General features: G+C 72.1%; 20 protein-coding genes. 12 read left to right on the top strand and 8 right to left on the bottom strand.

What is annotated here, in order from left to right; all coding sequences use genetic code 11:
* Positions 1–3 precede the first annotated feature (3 nt).
* A complete protein-coding gene (gene egtA / locus AB0A65_RS15950; protein WP_359951889.1) occupies positions 4–1,215 on the bottom strand; it encodes an ergothioneine biosynthesis glutamate--cysteine ligase EgtA in 1,212 nt (403 codons plus the stop codon).
* A gap of 120 nt (positions 1,216–1,335) precedes the next feature.
* Positions 1,336–1,791: an Rrf2 family transcriptional regulator gene (locus AB0A65_RS15945; RefSeq protein ID WP_359951887.1), complete on the bottom strand. Its 456-nt coding sequence runs from the start codon at positions 1,789–1,791 to the stop codon at positions 1,336–1,338.
* 265 nt (positions 1,792–2,056) lie between these two features.
* Between AB0A65_RS15945 and AB0A65_RS15940 the strand changes: the two genes are divergently transcribed.
* The 10 genes from AB0A65_RS15940 to AB0A65_RS15895 all read left to right on the top strand — a co-directional run bounded on the left by AB0A65_RS15940 (position 2,057) and on the right by AB0A65_RS15895 (position 10,862).
* Positions 2,057–2,614, top strand: a complete 558-nt coding sequence (locus tag AB0A65_RS15940) for a winged helix-turn-helix domain-containing protein (protein ID WP_359951885.1) — start codon at positions 2,057–2,059, stop codon at positions 2,612–2,614.
* A gap of 265 nt (positions 2,615–2,879) precedes the next feature.
* Positions 2,880–3,419, top strand: coding sequence for an NAD(P)H-dependent oxidoreductase (locus AB0A65_RS15935; RefSeq protein ID WP_359951883.1), 540 nt, complete (start codon positions 2,880–2,882; stop codon positions 3,417–3,419).
* Complete coding sequence (locus AB0A65_RS15930) at positions 3,416–3,916, top strand: flavin reductase family protein (protein WP_359951881.1); 501 nt, start codon at positions 3,416–3,418, stop codon at positions 3,914–3,916. The genes AB0A65_RS15935 and AB0A65_RS15930 overlap by 4 nt, the downstream gene beginning before the upstream one ends.
* 26 nt (positions 3,917–3,942) lie before the next feature.
* Complete coding sequence (locus AB0A65_RS15925) at positions 3,943–5,007, top strand: ABC transporter substrate-binding protein (RefSeq protein ID WP_359951879.1); 1,065 nt, start codon at positions 3,943–3,945, stop codon at positions 5,005–5,007.
* Positions 5,004–5,870 (top strand): ABC transporter permease, encoded by an 867-nt coding sequence (locus AB0A65_RS15920; RefSeq protein ID WP_359951877.1) that lies wholly within the window; start codon positions 5,004–5,006, stop codon positions 5,868–5,870. The genes AB0A65_RS15925 and AB0A65_RS15920 overlap by 4 nt, the downstream gene beginning before the upstream one ends.
* A complete protein-coding gene (locus AB0A65_RS15915) occupies positions 5,846–6,604 on the top strand; it encodes an ABC transporter ATP-binding protein (protein WP_359951875.1) in 759 nt (252 codons plus the stop codon). Before AB0A65_RS15920 ends, AB0A65_RS15915 begins: the two co-directional genes overlap by 25 nt.
* Complete coding sequence (locus AB0A65_RS15910; RefSeq protein ID WP_359951873.1) at positions 6,601–7,965, top strand: LLM class flavin-dependent oxidoreductase; 1,365 nt, start codon at positions 6,601–6,603, stop codon at positions 7,963–7,965. The genes AB0A65_RS15915 and AB0A65_RS15910 overlap by 4 nt, the downstream gene beginning before the upstream one ends.
* Before the next feature lie 131 nt (positions 7,966–8,096).
* Complete coding sequence (locus tag AB0A65_RS15905) at positions 8,097–9,194, top strand: ABC transporter substrate-binding protein (RefSeq protein WP_359951871.1); 1,098 nt, start codon at positions 8,097–8,099, stop codon at positions 9,192–9,194.
* Complete coding sequence (locus AB0A65_RS15900; protein ID WP_359951869.1) at positions 9,191–9,985, top strand: ABC transporter ATP-binding protein; 795 nt, start codon at positions 9,191–9,193, stop codon at positions 9,983–9,985. Before AB0A65_RS15905 ends, AB0A65_RS15900 begins: the two co-directional genes overlap by 4 nt.
* Positions 9,975–10,862, top strand: coding sequence for an ABC transporter permease (locus tag AB0A65_RS15895; protein WP_359951867.1), 888 nt, complete (start codon positions 9,975–9,977; stop codon positions 10,860–10,862). The genes AB0A65_RS15900 and AB0A65_RS15895 overlap by 11 nt, the downstream gene beginning before the upstream one ends.
* A 61-nt stretch (positions 10,863–10,923) precedes the next feature.
* Here the strand turns inward: AB0A65_RS15895 and AB0A65_RS15890 are convergent, their stop codons facing one another.
* Complete coding sequence (locus tag AB0A65_RS15890) at positions 10,924–11,406, bottom strand: hypothetical protein (protein ID WP_359951865.1); 483 nt, start codon at positions 11,404–11,406, stop codon at positions 10,924–10,926.
* Positions 11,407–11,693: 287 nt separating this feature from the next.
* On the opposite strand from AB0A65_RS15890, the gene AB0A65_RS15885 reads away from it, so the two are divergent.
* Positions 11,694–12,422, top strand: coding sequence for an HAD-IA family hydrolase (locus tag AB0A65_RS15885; RefSeq protein WP_359951863.1), 729 nt, complete (start codon positions 11,694–11,696; stop codon positions 12,420–12,422).
* On the opposite strand, the gene AB0A65_RS15880 is transcribed toward AB0A65_RS15885, so the two are convergent.
* Both AB0A65_RS15880 and AB0A65_RS15875 read right to left on the bottom strand, forming a co-directional pair.
* Entirely contained in the window at positions 12,423–13,118 is a 696-nt protein-coding gene (locus AB0A65_RS15880) for a hypothetical protein (protein ID WP_359951861.1), read from the bottom strand.
* 139 nt (positions 13,119–13,257) lie between these two features.
* On the bottom strand, positions 13,258–13,848 hold the full coding sequence (locus tag AB0A65_RS15875) for an XRE family transcriptional regulator (protein ID WP_359951859.1): 591 nt from the start codon (positions 13,846–13,848) through the stop codon (positions 13,258–13,260).
* Positions 13,849–13,929: 81 nt separating this feature from the next.
* Between AB0A65_RS15875 and AB0A65_RS15870 the strand changes: the two genes are divergently transcribed.
* Positions 13,930–14,874 carry an NAD(P)/FAD-dependent oxidoreductase gene (locus tag AB0A65_RS15870; RefSeq protein WP_359951857.1) on the top strand — a complete coding sequence of 315 codons (945 nt, stop codon included), beginning with the start codon at positions 13,930–13,932 and terminating at the stop codon, positions 14,872–14,874.
* A 20-nt stretch (positions 14,875–14,894) separates the two neighbouring features.
* On the opposite strand, the gene AB0A65_RS15865 is transcribed toward AB0A65_RS15870, so the two are convergent.
* The 3 genes from AB0A65_RS15865 to AB0A65_RS15855 form a co-directional block, all read right to left on the bottom strand.
* Positions 14,895–15,050: a hypothetical protein gene (locus AB0A65_RS15865; protein ID WP_359951855.1), complete on the bottom strand. Its 156-nt coding sequence runs from the start codon at positions 15,048–15,050 to the stop codon at positions 14,895–14,897.
* A gap of 85 nt (positions 15,051–15,135) precedes the next feature.
* Entirely contained in the window at positions 15,136–15,828 is a 693-nt protein-coding gene (locus AB0A65_RS15860) for a CE1759 family FMN reductase (RefSeq protein ID WP_359951853.1), read from the bottom strand.
* Complete coding sequence (locus AB0A65_RS15855; protein ID WP_359951851.1) at positions 15,825–16,307, bottom strand: MarR family transcriptional regulator; 483 nt, start codon at positions 16,305–16,307, stop codon at positions 15,825–15,827. The genes AB0A65_RS15860 and AB0A65_RS15855 overlap by 4 nt, the downstream gene beginning before the upstream one ends.
* Positions 16,308–16,314 lie beyond the last annotated feature (7 nt).

The following is a 16,314-nucleotide window of genomic DNA, read 5'->3' as shown; positions in this document are numbered from 1 at the left end:
GAATCACCGCGTTCCGGGCACCAGGTCGTCGGCTCGGGTTCGGGCTTGGGCGATGTAGGTGTCGGTGAAGGCGTGGACGGCGGCGGCGACGGCCGGGTCGGGTTGGGCGGCGAGGGCGGCGGTGAAGCAGGTGCGGGCGGCTTTGGCGAGGGCGGGGTCGTGGAGGGCGGCGGTGGCGGCGCGGAGGTAGAGGTCGGCGGGGGTCGCGGTGTGCCAGAGGGGTTCGAGGGCCTCGGTGGCGGCGGCGTTGGCGGCCGGGTCGTCGAGGAGGGCCGCGGCGACGGCGACCGGGACGATCCAGTCGGGGCCGGGCTGGGCGTCGATCATGCGCAGTTCGAGGTAGCGGCCGCGGGGGCGCACCGGCGGGAACAGGGTCGTGAGGTGGAAGTCGAGGTCGTCGCGGGTGGGCGGGCGCAGGCCGGGGTCGCGGAGCCAGTCGCGGAAGGTGAGGCCGCGGGGGACGGTCCAGCGGCCGGGGCCGCGCACGGCCATGACGCGGGCGTCGAGGGCGTACCGGGCCCAGGACTCGCGCGGGTCCCCGGCGGGGACGGGGCGCGAGCGGGTCGGGTCGATCGCGGTCCACACGTGCTGGCGGGTGGAGCGCCACAGGCTCGGTTCGCCGCGGCGCAGCGGGGAGTTCGCGAACGCGGCGACCAGGACCGGGCCGAGGCGGTGGGCGAGGGCCCAGCGGGCGGCGAGGTCGGCTTCGGCCCCGGTGTCGACGCAGACCTGCACGGACGCGGTGTTCGCCATCATCCAGCGCCCGGCGCGCCCGTCCTGGTCGAACAGCTCCTCCATGGCCTGGTAGCGGGCGGACCGGACCACCCTGCGGGGCAGGCGGACCGGGTCGAGGCCCAGGCCGAGGAGTTCGAGCCCTTCGTCGGCGAGGGCCGCGGTGACGCGGGCGCGGTCGGCTTCGAGGTCGTCGAAGCACTCGCGCACGGATGCGGGCCGGGTGCTCAGTTCGAGGGCGCCGCCGGGCTCGAAGCTGAGGCGCGTACATCGCGGCAGGGCGTCCCGCACGCCCAGGAGCGCCTTGACGGTCTCGTCGTCGATGCGGCGGCGCCGGTCGGCGGTGCTGGTGAGGTGCCACTCCACCTCTGCGCCGACCCGTCCGGGGCCGTTGGGGCGGAACCCTGCTGCGGCGATGTACTCGAAGGCGGCGTCCTCGGTGAGGGGCGCGGCGATGCGGCCTTGGAGCGTGGCTTCGGACATGCTGTCTCCCGTTCTCGGAGGAGGCCGCGGGCCGCCGGGCCCGCGCCGAGTATTCCTATCGGAACAATAGGATATAAGCATGGTACGGCCCGCCGCCCTGCCGCGCAACCGGAAGCAGGGTCAGCGCGGCATCCACGCGTCGTCGGCCGCGGTCAGCTCGGCGATGCGCACCGGGAACTCCCCCGTCGCCGCCTGCGCGAGCGAGACCTCGTCGAAGACCGAGCGCACCGCCGCCCGCGCCGCGACCCACAGCCGCGGCAGGTTCACCGCGGCCCCTTCGTAACTGGTCTCCTCGGGACGGCGCCCGCGGACCTCCGAGAGCGGGCCGTCCACGGCGCGCAGCACCTCCCCCACCGAGACGTCGCCGGGGTCGCGGGCGAGCCGGTACCCGCCCTCGACGCCGCGGACGGAGTCCACGAGGTGGGCCCGGCGCAGGTCGCCGAGGATGACCTCGGCGAACTTGCGCGGCAGGGCCTGCGCGGCGGCGAGGGAGCTGGCAGAGATGGTGCGCGGATGACCGGTGGCGAGCGTGACGGCGATGCGGACGGCGTACTCGCCTCGTGCGGAGACCTGCATGGCGCGGGCTCCCTTCGTGATCTGGGGCAAACCGGAACGTGGACTTGAATCCTACTTGATAGATAGGATATGCTGTCGGAGTGAACCGCCCCAGTGGACCCGCGGAGCAGTGGCCGACCAAGCGCCGCCACATCGACTTCGCGCGTTCGGATTCCGCCCTGTGTCGCCAGGGCGCCGCCGCCGGACCGGTTCGCTGACACCGCGAACGACCCGCGCGACGCCGCCCCCACCGGAACTCCCGTCGAGATCGAACGAAGGCGCCGCCATGACTCCCGTCCAGACCCGCACCCGCCCCCCGGCCCACCGCCGCTCGGGCACCGCCACCATCACCGTCACCGTCGAGATCCCCGCCGACGACCCGAGGCTCGCCCGGCGCCTGACCGCCGCGCTCGGGGTCCTCGCCCAGGGCGGCGGCCGCGTCGCCATAGAAGGGGCCCAGGCGCTCCCGGCCGACCCGGCGCCGGCGGAGCCCGCGCCGCGACCGGCCCTGGTGATCGACGTCCCGGGCCGCGAGGTGACCATCCACGGGCAGGAGGTCGCACTGACCCGCCTGGAGTTCGAGCTCCTCGCGTTCCTCGCCCGCCACCCCGGGATGGTCCACACCAGATCCGAGCTGCTCCAGTACGTCTGGGAGACACCGGACACGGGCCTGCCCGGACGCACCGTCGACGTCCACGTGCGGCGCCTGCGCGCCAAGCTCGCCGAGTTCGACGCGCTCGTCTCCACGGTGCGCGGGGTCGGCTACCGGTTCACCCGCAGCCGCGACGTGGAGTACCGGACCAGCACCGACGGGTACGGCGAGGACCGGCTTCCCATCATCTAAGAACTCCTAGTAATTCTATAGGAATACTGCTAACGTTGCTGGCATGACGTCCGCCAGCCTCCTGACGCGGCGGCGCGAGATCGACCAGATGCGCGCCGCCAGCGCCCTCTGTCGACCCCGAATGCGCTAGTCGGGCCAGCGCGGCCTCCGCGCCCCGACTCCGCACGACATTCGCTTCTCCTTCTCCCGGTTCCTATCCCGGTTCCTCCCGCACGCCCTCCTCCGGGCGGCGCCCTCGCACGCTCCCCACCGTAAGGAGTCCACTGTGACCGACAGCTTCGCCGTGACCGCCGTCGTCGGCAACCCCAAGCGCCTCTCGCGCACCCTGACCACCGCCGAGGCCCTCGCCGCCGCCGTCGCGGCCGGGATCGGCCCCGAGCCGCGCACCTCCTCCACCGACCTCGCCGAGCTCTACCTCGACGGGATCGAGCCGCCGCACGACGGCTTCGCGCACGCCCTCGACTGGATCAGGACCGCCCCGGTCCTGGTCGTGGGCACGCCCGTCTACAAAGCCTCCTACACGGGCCTGCTCAAGCTCTTCCTCGACCAGCTCCCGCCCGGCGCGCTGCAGGGGACCGTGGCCGTCCCCGTGACGATCGCGGCCTCCGCCGAGCACCGGTTCCTCGCCGACCTCCAGCTGCGCCCGGTCCTGGCCGAGCTCGGCGCGAGCCTCCCGGTCCCGTCGCTGACGCTGCGGGAGAAGGAGCTCGGCGACCTCGACGCGCACCTGGCGTCGTGGACGGCGACCAACCTGCCCGCGCTCGCCGCCGCAGTGGGCCGCACCGCCGCGGAGGTGCCGGCATGAGCGCCCAGGTCCAGGCCGGGGTCGAGCCGGGCGTGTTCCGGTCCCTGTTCCGCGCCCACCCCGCCGGGGTGACCGTGGTCTGCGCCGACCCGGGCACCGGCCCGGCCGGGTTCACCGCCACGTCCCTGACGTCGGTCTCGCTCGACCCGCCGCTGGTGTCGTTCGCGATCGCGAACACCTCCTCGGCGTGGCCCGCGATCCGCGAGACCGCCAGCCTCACCGTGAACTTCCTGGCCGCCGACCAGCACGCGGTGGCGACCCGCTTCGCCACCAGCGGCATCGACCGGTTCCAGGGCACCTCCTGGTCGCGCCTGGAGACCGGCGAGCCGGTCCTGGCCGACGCCCCCGCGCACCTGCGGGCGGTCGTCACCGACCGGATCGCGGCCGGGGACCACCACATCGTCCTGGCCCTGGTCGTCGACGCCGCCGCGGGCGGCGACCACGACCCGCTGGTCTACCACGCGGGCGGCTACTGCGCCGCCGCTCCCCTCGACTGACCCACCGCTCCTCGAAAGGCTCTCCCGTGCGATCCAAGACCACCCGACGAACCCTCCTGGCGGGCGTCCCCGCCCTCGCCGCGCTGGCACTCGCGGCCTGCTCCGAAGAGGACGCGGGGCCGCTGCTGGCGGCCGACGCGGACCTGCCGACCGCCGTGCCCGAGGGCACCAAGCTCGTCATCGGCGACCCGTCCCAGCAGCTCGCGTTCGAGCTGTCGGGCCTGGCGTCGCTGCTCACCTTCGACGTGGAGTGGGCGAACATCTCCGGCGGGCCGAAGTCCGCGGAGGCGTTCCGCGCCAAGTCCCTCGACATCTCCTCGGTGGCCGACATCCCGCCGATCCACACCAACTGGACGGGCCTGCCGACGCGGATCGTGGCCGCCGCCGGGCGCATCGACCCGCTCCAGCACCCGATCTACGACCTCGGGGTGGCCCCCGGCGCCGACATCGCCTCGATCCAGGACCTGGCGGGCAAGCGGATCGCCTACTCCCCCGGGCAGGCCCAGGGCGCCCTGATCCTGCGGGTCCTGGACGCGGCCGGGCTGAGCCAGGACGACGTGGAGCTGGTGGAACTGCCGTCCACGGCCGACACCTACTCGAACGCCCTGGGCGGCGGGGAGGTCGACGTCGCGCCGATCGGCGGCACCCAGGTCAAGTCCTATGTGAACAAGTACGGGTCGGACGGGGCGACGACGATCCCGCACGGCCTGCGCGACGACCCGTGGGTGCTGTACGCGCCCGTGGAGGTCCTGGAGGACGCCGACAAGGCCGCCGCCATCAGCGAGTACGTGCGGCTGTGGGGCGCGGCGAAGCTGTGGACCCGCGCCAACCGCGACGAGTGGATCAACGCCTGGTACGTCGAGCACGAGGGCCTCTCGGTGGAGGACGGCGAGTACCTGCACGACCGCGAGGGCGAGCCGGACTTCCCCGAGACCTGGGACGAGACGATCGCCCGCCACCAGGAGACCATCGAGGTCGTCGCCGCGGGCACCGGCAACGAGGTGCTCGACGCCGAGGACCTGTACGACCGGCGCTTCGAGCCGCTCGTGGCCGAGGGCATCGCCGAGTACGGGGACGGCGGCGCGTCATGACCGCGGTGAAGACCGAGGCCCCCGCGGTCGTCCCGCCCGTGGACGACGAGGAGCTGGCCGCCGGGCGCGCCTCGCGGCCGCGGGGCAAGCGCCGCCTGGGGCCGGGCCGGCCGATCCGGTTCGGGTACCTCCTCGGGCCGCTCCTGCTGCTGGGCGTGTGGATCTGGGGGTCGGCGGCAGGGTGGATCGACCCGCGGGTGCTCACGGCCCCGTGGACGGTGGCGACGACCGCGTGGGACCTGTGGGAGTCCGGGCGCCTCGGCCCCGACCTGCTGGTCTCGGCCCGGCGCTTCGCGCTCGGCCTCGTGTTCGGCGTCCTCGCCGGGCTCGCGCTGGCGCTGGTGTCGGGGCTGAGCCGCTGGGGCGAGGCCGTCGTGGACGGCCCCGTGCAGATCAAGCGGTCCATCCCGAACCTGGCGCTGCTGCCGCTCCTGCTGCTGTGGTTCGGCATCGACGAGCGGATGAAGATCATCACGATCGCGCTCGGGGTGCTCATCCCGATCTACATCCACACCCACAACGGGCTGCGATCGATCGACGGGCGCTACGCCGAGCTGGCCGAGACGCTGCGGCTCGGGCCCGCGTCGTTCGTCGGCCGGGTGGTCCTGCCCGGGGCGCTCCCGGGCTTCCTGCTGGGCATGCGGTTCGCCGTGACCTCGTCCTGGCTGTCCCTGGTGGTGGTCGAGCAGGTGAACGCCACCAGCGGCATCGGGTACATGATGCTGCTGGCCGGGACGTACGGGCAGACCGACGTGATCATCGTCGGCCTGGTCCTGTACGCGCTCCTGGGGCTCGCCTCCGACACCGTCGTCCGACTGATCCAGAGGAGGGCCCTGTCATGGCGCCGCACACTGGAGGACTGACCACCGGTGCGGCCGTGCGCATCAGCGGCCTCCACCGTTCCTTCACCGACGACCGGCCGGTCCTCTCCGGCCTGGACCTCACCATCGGCTCCGGCGAGTTCGTCGCGCTGCTCGGGCGCTCGGGGTCGGGGAAGTCGACGCTCCTGCGGGCCCTCGCCGGGCTCGACCAGGACGCGACGGGCACCGGCGACATCGAGGTGCCCGAGCAGGTCTCGGTGGTGTTCCAGGACTCGCGGCTGCTGCCGTGGCAGCGGGTCCTGCGCAACGTCGTCCTCGGCCTCAAGGGCCCCGGCGCGCTCCAGCGCGGCCGGGAGGCCCTCGCGGAGGTCGGGCTCGCCGGGCGCGAGCGGGCCTGGCCCCGGGAGCTGTCCGGCGGCGAGCAGCAGCGCGTGGCCCTGGCGAGGTCCCTGGTGCGCGAACCCGAACTGCTGCTCGCCGACGAGCCCTTCGGGGCCCTCGACGCCTTGACGCGCATCAAGATGCACGGGCTGCTCAGGGCCCTGTACGAGCGGCACCGGCCCGCGGTGCTGCTCGTGACGCACGACGTGGACGAGGCGATCGTCCTCGCCGACCGGGTGCTCGTCCTCGACCGCGGCGCGGTCAGGACCGAGCGGCGCATCGACCTCGACGGCACCCGCGACCCCTCGGACCCGCGCTTCGCGGCCGTCCGCACCGAACTGCTCGCCGCGCTCGGCCTGGCCGGCGGCGCCGAGATCAAGCAGGAGGAATCATGAGCAGGCAGCTGCACCTCAACGCGTTCCTGATGAGCACCGGGCACCACGAGGCGTCCTGGCGGCTCCCCGAGTCGGACCCGTACTCGACCACCTCGATCGGCCACTACGCGAAGCTCGCGCAGACCGCCGAGCGCGGGCGGCTCGACTCGATCTTCTTCGCCGACTCGCCGTCCCTGTGGGGCACGATCGGCAGGCGCCCTTCGGGTTCGCTGGAGCCGACGGTGGTCCTCGCGGCCATCGCGGCCCTGACCACGCACATCGGGCTCATCGCGACCGCCTCCACGACGTACAACGAGCCGTACAACCTGGCGCGGCGCTTCGCCTCGATCGACCACATCTCCGGGGGCCGGGTCGGGTGGAACATCGTCACCACCGCGACGTTGGACGCGGCGAGGAACTTCAACCTCGACGAGCTGCCGTCCCACGCGGCACGGTACGCGCGGGCCGAGGAGTTCCTCCAGGTCGCGAAGAAGCTGTGGGACTCCTGGGACGACGCCGCGGTCCTCGCCGACAAGGAGTCGGGCCTGTGGGGCGACGACCGGCTGCTGTACCCCGCGGCGCACGAGGGCGAGCACTTCCAGGTCGCCGGTGCGCTCAACGTCCCCCGGCCGCCGCAGGGGCACCCGCTGCTGGTGCAGGCCGGGTCCTCCGAGGACGGAAGGTCGTTCGCGGCGAACCACGCCGAGGCGATCTTCACCGCGTGGCAGACCATCGAGGAGGCGCAGGCGTTCTACGCCGACGTCAAGCGCCGCGCGAAGGACGCCGGGAGGGACCCCGACAAGGTGCTGGTCCTCCCGGGCATCGTCCCGGTCCTGGGCTCCACCGAGGCCGAGGCCAGGCTGCTGGAGGAGGAGCTCGACCGGCTCATCGTCCCCGAGTACGCGCTCGGGAACCTCGCCAAGCAGCTCAAGCTCGACCCGTCCGAACTGGACCTCGACAAGGAGCTGCCCGCGGTCCTGCCGACCGAGGACGAGATCGAGGGCGCCAAGAGCCGCTTCACGCTCATCGTGGACCTCGCCCGGCGCGAGCACCTGACGGTGCGCCAGCTGATCGGGCGCCTCGGCGGCGGGCGCGGGCACCGGACCTTCACCGGCACGCCCGAGCAGGTCGCCGACGCGATCCTCGACTGGGCCGACAACGGCGCCGCGGACGGGTTCAACATCATGCCCGCGGTCCTGCCCTCGGGCCTGGAGGCGTTCGTCGACCAGGTCGTGCCGATCCTGCAGGCCAAGGGCCGCTTCCGCACCGAGTACGAGGCGACCACCCTGCGCGGCCACTACGGGCTCGAACGCCCGGCGAACCCGCGGCGCGCCGCCGCGGTCGAGTCGGCGGTCCGGGGCGTCCTCGCCCACGCGCGCTGACACCCGTCGTGACCACATGACGGGACCGGGGTTGCCCCGCGATGCGGGGCGATCCTAGAATTCCCACTAGATTAGTCTGAATAATCGGACTACTAGGAATACCGTTCCTCACGATACAGAAGGCAATCCCCATGAGCTCTGCCAGCCCGCGCCCCCTCAAGCGCCGCAGCGTCATCGCGGCCGCGGCCGCCCTGCCCGCCGTCACGGCGCTCGCGGCCTGCGGCAACGACGACGACTCCTCGGAGGCCGCGGCCGACGCCGACGCCTCCACCGCCTCGGGCACGATCCGCCTGGGCTACTTCGGGAACGTCACCCACGCCCCCGCCCTCGTCGGCCTCGAAGCCGGCGTCTTCGCCGACACCCTCCCCGAGGCCGTCACCATCGAGGAGACCGTCTTCAACGCCGGGCCCTCCGCGATCGAGGCGCTCTTCGCCGACGCCATCGACATCTCCTACATCGGACCGAACCCCGCCATCAACGGCTGGGCGCAGTCCTCGGGCCAGGCCCTCCACATCATCGCCGGGTCCACCTCGGGCGGCGCCGGACTCGTCGTCAAGCCCGAGATCACCACCGTCGAGGACCTGCGCGGCAAGGCCCTCGCCACCCCGCAGCTGGGCAACACCCAGGACGTGGCGGCCCGCTACTGGCTCAAGGAGCAGGGCTTCGCCACCGACGAGAACGGCGGCGGCGACGTGTCCGTCACGCCCATCGACAACGCCGAAGTGGCCGCCGCGTTCGACGACGGCACCGTCCAGGCCGCGTGGGCCGTCGAGCCGCGCTACTCGGACCTGCTGCTCAAGCACGGCGCCGTCGAGTTCCTCAACGAGCGCGAGCTGTGGGACGGCGGCGAGTTCGTCACCACCCACATCATCGTCTCCAAGAAGTTCCTCGACGCCCAGCCCGCCCTGGTCAAGGCGTTCCTCGAAGGCCACCTCGCGGCCCTCGACTACATCGCCGCGAACCCCGACGACGCCCAGGTCAAGTCCAACGACCGCATCGAGGCCCTCACCGACAAGCGCCTCGACGACGCCGTCATCGCCGCCGCGTTCGAGAACCTCAGCTTCACCGCCGACCCGCTCGCTGACTCGCTGCAGGGCAGCAAGGACCACGCCGTCGAGATCGGGCTCCTCGAAGAAGTGGACCTCACCGGGATCTACGCCCTCGACGCCCTCAACCAGGTCCTCGCCGACCGCGGCGACACCGAGGTCTCGGCCGGTGACCTGGCATGACCCAGACCCGCACACAGACGCGGGCCGATGACGACACCGCCCGGGCCGCAGGCGCCGTGGTGCTGACCGACGTGGTCAAGCGCTACGGCCGCGGCCCGGGCGCCGTCACCGCCCTCGACGGCGTCTCCCTCACCGTCGCGCCCGGCAGCTTCACCTGCCTGCTCGGCGCCTCCGGCTGCGGCAAGAGCACCCTGCTCTCGCTCGTCGCCGGACTGGACGAGGCCACCGGCGGCACGATCGAGCACGTCGACCAGCCGGTCGCCATGATGTTCCAGGAATCGGCGCTCTTCCCCTGGCTCACCGTCCAGGGCAACGTCGAGATCGCGCTCCGCGTGCGCGGCGTCGGTCGGGCTGAACGACGCAACCGCGCCCTCGAACTCCTGGAGACCGTGCGCCTCACCGGATTCGCCCACAAGCGGCCGCACGAGCTGTCCGGCGGCATGCGCCAGCGGGTCGCGCTCGCGCGGGCCCTCGCCCAGGACGCGTCGGTCCTGCTCATGGACGAGCCGTTCGGCGCGCTCGACGCCATGACCCGCGACCTCCTCCACGACGAGCTGGAGCGGATCTGGCGCGAGCAGCACCTCACCGTCCTGTTCGTCACGCACAACGTCCGCGAGGCCGTGCGCCTGGGCGACCAGGTCGTGCTGCTCAGCTCCCGGCCGGGCCGCGTCCTCAACGTCTACGACGTCGCGATGGACCGGCCCCGGCGCATCGACTCCGCACCGGTGGCGGCGCTCGCCGCCGAGATCACCGACGCGCTCCGCGAGGAGGTGGGCCGCCATGCCAACTGAGACCGTGCAGTCCGAGGTGGAGGACACCTCGCGCGACTGGGTGTCGGGCCTCGACGAGCTGGAGCGGACCCCGATCACCGAGACCCGGTGGGGCCGGTTCTTCTCGCGCCTGTGGGCCGGGACGTGGCCGAAGGCGCTCGCGCTGGTCATCGTCATCGGGCTGTGGCAGGTCCTGTTCCTGTCGGGCTGGAAGGACCCGTGGGCGCTCCCTTCGCCGTTGATGGTGTGGGAGGAGCTGGCGGCGTACGTGCCGACGCCGGACTACTGGACGGCCATCGGGATCACGATGCAGCGGGCGCTCACCGGGTTCGCGCTGTCGGTGCTGGTCGGCTCGCTCCTGGGGATCGCGGTGGCGCGGTTCAAGCCGCTGCGCGCGGCGATCGGGTCTGCGATCACCGGGCTCCAGACGATGCCGTCGATCATCTGGTTCCCGCTCGCGATCCTGCTGTTCCAGATCTCGGAGTCCACGATCATGTTCGTGGTGCTGCTGGGCGCGGTGCCGTCGATCGCGAACGGCATCATCTCGGGGATCGACTACGTGCCGCCCGCGTGGAAGCGGGTCGGGGCGGTCCTGGGAATGAAGGGATTCCAGCTGTACCGGCACGTCATCATGCCCGCGACGCTCCCGTCGTTCGTGTCGGGCCTGAAGCAGGGGTGGGCGTTCGCGTGGCGCTCCCTCATGGCCGGCGAGCTGCTGGTCATCGTGGCCGGGCAGGGCTCCATCGGCGCGCTCATGCAGGGCGCCAGGGAGTTCAACGACGCCCCGCGGGTCCTCACCTGGATCATCACGGTCCTGGTCATCGGCATCATCGTCGACACCCTCTTCAAGGCCGCCGACGACCGCATCCGCCGCTCCTGGGGCCTCGACCAGGAATGACCGACTCCGGTCCCGGGTCCCCGATCAGCTCGCGGGAACCCGGGACCGGCACACCGCCGTGTCAGTCGGAGCGGCCTTCGGCGAGCGTCGTGGCGATTTCCTCGGCCTCCTCGATGGTGCCGAGGCCGGAGACGTTGACGATGTCATTCGGGCTCAGTTCCAGGAGGGGCAGGAGGTACACCTGGCCGTCGAGGACGATCTGCGCGCTGCCGAACTGGCCGATCGCGGCGATCCACGCTTCGACGCCCTCTTCGTCGAGCACGAGGTAGACCGTGGGGATGCCCGCGGTCCCGTAGTCGTAGTCGACGTACTCCACGTGCTCGCGGGTCAGGAACGCCGGGCCGAACTCCACCTCCCACACGGCGGTGCCGCCGGCCCGCTCGAATGCGACGCACGCCGTGAACGGGTCCTCCGCAGGAGTGAGCATCGGCGGGGTCACTCCGCCGGTGTCGGGAAATCGCGCCAGGCACTCGGCCTCGTCCGAAGCTCCTTCAGGACCGTCCATCGTCCGGAACTGGATGTCGACGCCGTCGGCGACCGCCATCGCTGTGGTGCTCGCAGGGAGATCTGATGTGGCCGTGTCCGCGGTGTCCGTCGCCGGACCGCATCCGGCCGCGAGTGCCAGGAGCAGAACTGAAGCAGGGAGTTGCAAGCGTCGCAAAGGGATTCGCCTTTCGAGGGGGCGGGAAGGTCCAATGTTACGCGCCGAGCCGAGGTGAACACCTGCCGAAGAGGGCGGGACGGTTGTGTGAGGTGGGGCCTCGGGGGTGGGTTCGGGGGGTTCGGGCGGTTACGGTTGCGGCGATGTCCGTGAGCAGGGAAAGGACGCCCGTGATCTACAACCTCTTCGACTCCGCCGCCGCGTACCGGCCGACCGAGGCCGAGCAGGCCGGGGCGGTGCCGCCGATCGAGGCGGTGCTGTTCGACTTCAGCAACACGATCTTCAAGCTCATCGACGTCCCGACGTGGCTGCGGCGCACCGCCGAGGCCGCCGGGAGGCCGATCGACGAGGCGGGCATCGAGAAGACCGCCGGGCAGCTGTACGAGGCGTACCGGATCCCCGAGGTCGCCGCGGCGCAGGTGGGCCGGGACGAGTCGGCTGAGCAGCACCGGGCGGCATTGTTCGCGTGGTTCGAGCGGATCGACTACCTGCAAGGGATCGAGGCGACGGCGTACGAGCTGATCGCCGCCCCTGACGCGTGGGTGCCGTACCCGGACACCGAGCCGCTGCTGCGGGAGCTGCGCCGCCGCGGGATCAAGACCGGGATCGTGTCGGACTTCCCGTGGGACGTGGGCGTCCACATGGAGCACTTCGGGCTCGAAGACCTCGTCGACGTGCGGGTGGTGTCGTACCAGTTCGGGACCGAGAAGCCCGACCCGGTGCTGTTCCGGGCCGCGTGCGAGCGCCTCGGGGTGGACCCGCGGGCGGCGCTGATGGTCGGGGACAACCCGGCGAAGGACGGCGGCGCGGCCGCCTCGGGGCTGCGGGCGTTCATCCTGCCGGGCGAGGCCCGCACCGGTGAGCGGGGCCTCGCGCACGTCCTCGGCTTCCTGGACTAGCTACTTGAGGAAGCTCCCGTAGGGGCCGGCCAGGATGCGTCTTTTCTGGTCGGCGCTGAAGTGGCAGTTGGGGTAGTTGTAGAACGACGCCGACATGGGCGTCCCGTCGGTCGAGGTGGAGTCGGGGAGCCCGAGGGCGTGGCCGAGTTCGTGGACCATGCCGCCGTACCAGCGGTTCATGGGGCCGTTGATCCCGGCGGCGCCGTCGGCGTCGTGGCCGGAGAGGATGACCCAGCCGCCGCCCCCGCCACCCCCGGAGACGTTGGTCTTCTCGGCGCTGATCTCGCCGACGTTGATCCAGCGGGAGTCGGGGGCGCGGAGCCCGAACTTGCGGATGAGCTCCTGCTGCATGTTGAAGACGACCCACCAGTACTGGTCGCTCCCGTTGGGGGTGTTCTCGTACCAGGCGCGCGGGTGGTCGCCCGCGGCGACCTCGACGACCGGGTTGTTGAGGGTGAAGGTGACGCCGAGCTCCTGGCGGTAGTACCGCTGGGACTCGTACATGACGGACGCGATGCCGTCGGGGTAGCGCGAGTCGTCGGGGACGTCGGTGGGCCGCAGCCAGTAAACGCGGACCGTGCCGTTGGGCGGGGCCGCTTGGGCGCCAGTGGCGAACGCGGTGGCGCCGACGACGGGCGCGGCGCCCGCGAGGGCCCCGAGGCGGATCGCTGACCTGCGGGAGAGACTGGGATTCATGAGGTACCTCCGCTGATGTCGGTAGGCAGTGCCGGGTGCGGACCGAAAAAACCGAAAAGGTTTTCGGGCCGCCTCCACGCCATCTTACGAACGCGCCCTCAAGAAGTCAACGCATCTATATAAATCAATACAAAGGGGTTCAGTCCCGGCCCTTGGGCTTCGCGCGCAGGTGCGCCCGCTCGCCCTGCGAGCCGAACAGGCTCAGGAACTCCACCGACTCCTCCCCCGCCCGCCCGAACCAGTGCGGCGTCCGCGTGTCGAACTCCGCGGCCTCGCCGGGCTTCATCACGAAGTCGTGCTCCCCCAGCACCACCCGGAGCCGCCCGTTCAGCACGTACATCCACTCGTACCCCTCGTGGACCTGCGGGTCCGGCTCGGTCTGCTCCCCCGCCGGGATGATGAGCTTGTACGCCTGGATGCCGCCGGGCCGCCGCGTCAGCGGCAGGTGGACCATCCCGTGCCGCACGACCGGGCGCAGGTGGATGCGCGGGTCGCCCGTCGGCGGGGCGTCCACGAGTTCGTCGAGCGTCACGCCGTGCGCTTTCGCCAAGGGCAGCAGCAGCTCCAGCGTCGGGCGCCGCGCTCCGGATTCGAGGCGCGAGAGGGTGCTCACCGAGATGCCCGTCTGCTCCGCGAGGTCCGCGAGCGTCGCCTCCCGCTGCTTGCGGAGGGCGCGCAGGCGCGGGCCGACCGCGTCGAGGGCTTTGTCGAGGTCCTTGTCCGGGTCCATGCCTCCGATTTTGCCATACCGGCAAGAATGTTTGCCGGTTTCGCGAAGGGCGATCTACGGTGATCGCAGGAGGTGGTCGAGATGACCGATGAACTGAGGGACCGGTACGACGTCGTGGTGATCGGCGGCGGCGCCGCCGGGCTGAACGGGGCGCTCGTCCTCGCGCGCGCCCGCCGCACCGTGGCCGTGATCGACGCGGGCGAACCCCGCAACGCCCCCGCCGACGGCGTCCACGGCCTGCTCGGCCGCGAGGGCACGCCCCCGCGCGAACTGCTCGCCAAGGGACGCGAGGAGGTCCGCGGCTACGGCGGCCACGTCATCGACGGCCGCGTCGCCAAGGCGCACAAGCACGACGACGGCTTCACCGTCGCCCTCGACGACGGCCGCGAGGTCGCCGCCCGGCGCCTCCTCGTCGCCACCGGCCTCACCGACACGCTGCCGGACATTCCGGGCCTGGCCGAACGCTGGGGCGAGAACGTCATGCACTGCCCGTACTGCCACGGCTGGGAGCACCGCGACCAGGCCATCGGCGTCATCGGCACCGGACCCAACGCCGTCCACCAGGCCACCCTGTTCCGCCAGTGGACCGGCGACCTCGTGTTCTTCACCCACACCGCGCCCGAGCTCACCGCCGACGAACGCGAGCGCTTCGCCGCCCGCGGCGTCCGCGTCGTGGAAGGCGAGATCGCCGCGATCGAACCCGACGGCGCCCGCATGAAGGACGGCAGGCTCGTCGAACGGGACGCGTACGCCATCGCCACCCGCATGGAGGCCCGCGCCGGATTCCTCGCCGGACTCGGCTTGGAACCCGCCGAGCACCCCTCGGGCGCCGGGCAGCACATTCCCGCCGACCCCATGGGCCGCACGAGCATCGACGGCGTCTGGGCCGCCGGGAACGTCACCGACCTCATGGCCCAGGTCGGCCCCGCCGCCGTCGCCGGAGCCCAGGCCGGGGCCCTCATCAACTACGACCTCATCGAGGAGGAGACCGCCGAAGCAGTCGCGCTCCACCGCCTCGGCGCCTGACACCGCCCGTGAGGAGGGCCCTAGGGCGCTTCGGGGTCCGAGTCCTCCTCGCCCAGCGCGAACGACCCGCCCGTGGGGTCCTCGGCGACCACTTGCACGGTCTCGATGACCTCGGCCGGGCCCTCGTGCGGGTAGACGACGAACTCGCCGGTGCTGATCATGTCGCGATCGCTCATGAGGGGACCTCCAAAAGGGTTCCCTCCACTGTACGGCGAGGGGACGACGGAAGGCCCCGGCGCGAACCGGGGCCTTCCGACACGACTACCGCTGCCGCGGCGGCTTCGCCGACCCGCCCGTCGCCAGCCGCATCAGGTCCGAACCCAGATCGATGTCCAGCTCCGTCCCGCCGGCCGAACCGAACTCGTGCTGATACGACTTCCACGACTCCGAACGCACCTGCTCGGCGAACCCGGACTCCATGAGCAGCAGCAGCTCGATCGCCGCCCGCCCGATCCGCTCCCCCAGCTCCGACGAGTTCCAGTCCTCCGTCGCCGCGAACACCGACGTCGGCACCGTCATCGTCCGCAGGTACGCGAACAGCGACCGCATCTGCTCGTCCACGACCAGCGCGTGCCGCGCCGTCCCCGCCGTCGCCGCCAGCACCACCGGCTTCGCGATGAGCAGGTCGTTGTCGAGGACGTGGAAGAACGAGCTGAACAGGCCGCTCGGCGCGGCCTTGTACACCGGCGCGCTCGCGACGATCCCGTCGGCGCTGCCGAGGACCTCGATCGCGCGGGTCATCTTGGGGCCCATGAGCTGCGAGACGATCGCGGTGGTGATCTCGCTCGCGAGCTCGCGCAGGTCGATCACGTCCACCGTCACCGATGCGCCGCGCTCGGTCGCGAGCGCGCCGACACGGGACGCGATCCGGTCGGCGAGCATCCGCGTCGAGGACGGGTCGCTGGTACCGGCGCTGACGACGGCGAGCCGGTAGGGCTCCTTCGGCGTGCTCACAGCACTGCCTCCTCACTGGTGGGGACGGACTTCTGGGCCGGGGCCCGCGCCCCGGCGAGTTTGCGGCCGATCGATTCGAGCTGGCGCATCTCCTCGTCGGTGAGGGCGTCGGCGACGGCGCGCGCGACGTCCACGGCGTGGCGGCCGCCGACGAGGCGCTGGGCCTCGCGCCCGGCGGCGGTGAGCCCCAGGCGCAGGCCGCGCCCGTCCTCGGGGTCGGGCGTGCGCTCGACCAGGCCGCGCTCGGCGAGCCGCTCGACCAGCCGCGACAGCGCGGGCTGGCTGAGCAGGACGCCGCGGCCCAGCTCGAACAGGCGGATCGGCCCCTCGTGCTTGGACAGGGTGTAGAGCACGTCGTACTCGCGCATCGACACCTCGTCCCAGATCGGCTCGGCCGCGAACCGCTTCATGAGCGCCGCGTGGGCGGTCAGCAGCGACTCCCACGACTCGTTCGCGAGCCTGCTCCGTGAGCGGGTCATCGGTGCG

Origin of the sequence: Glycomyces sp. NPDC047010 (assembly GCF_040644205.1) — a bacterium.
Lineage (GTDB): Bacteria > Actinomycetota > Actinomycetes > Mycobacteriales > Micromonosporaceae > Glycomyces.
The sequence above is the reverse complement of the archived record's forward strand: the minus strand, read 5'-3'. Positions and strand labels throughout refer to the sequence as shown.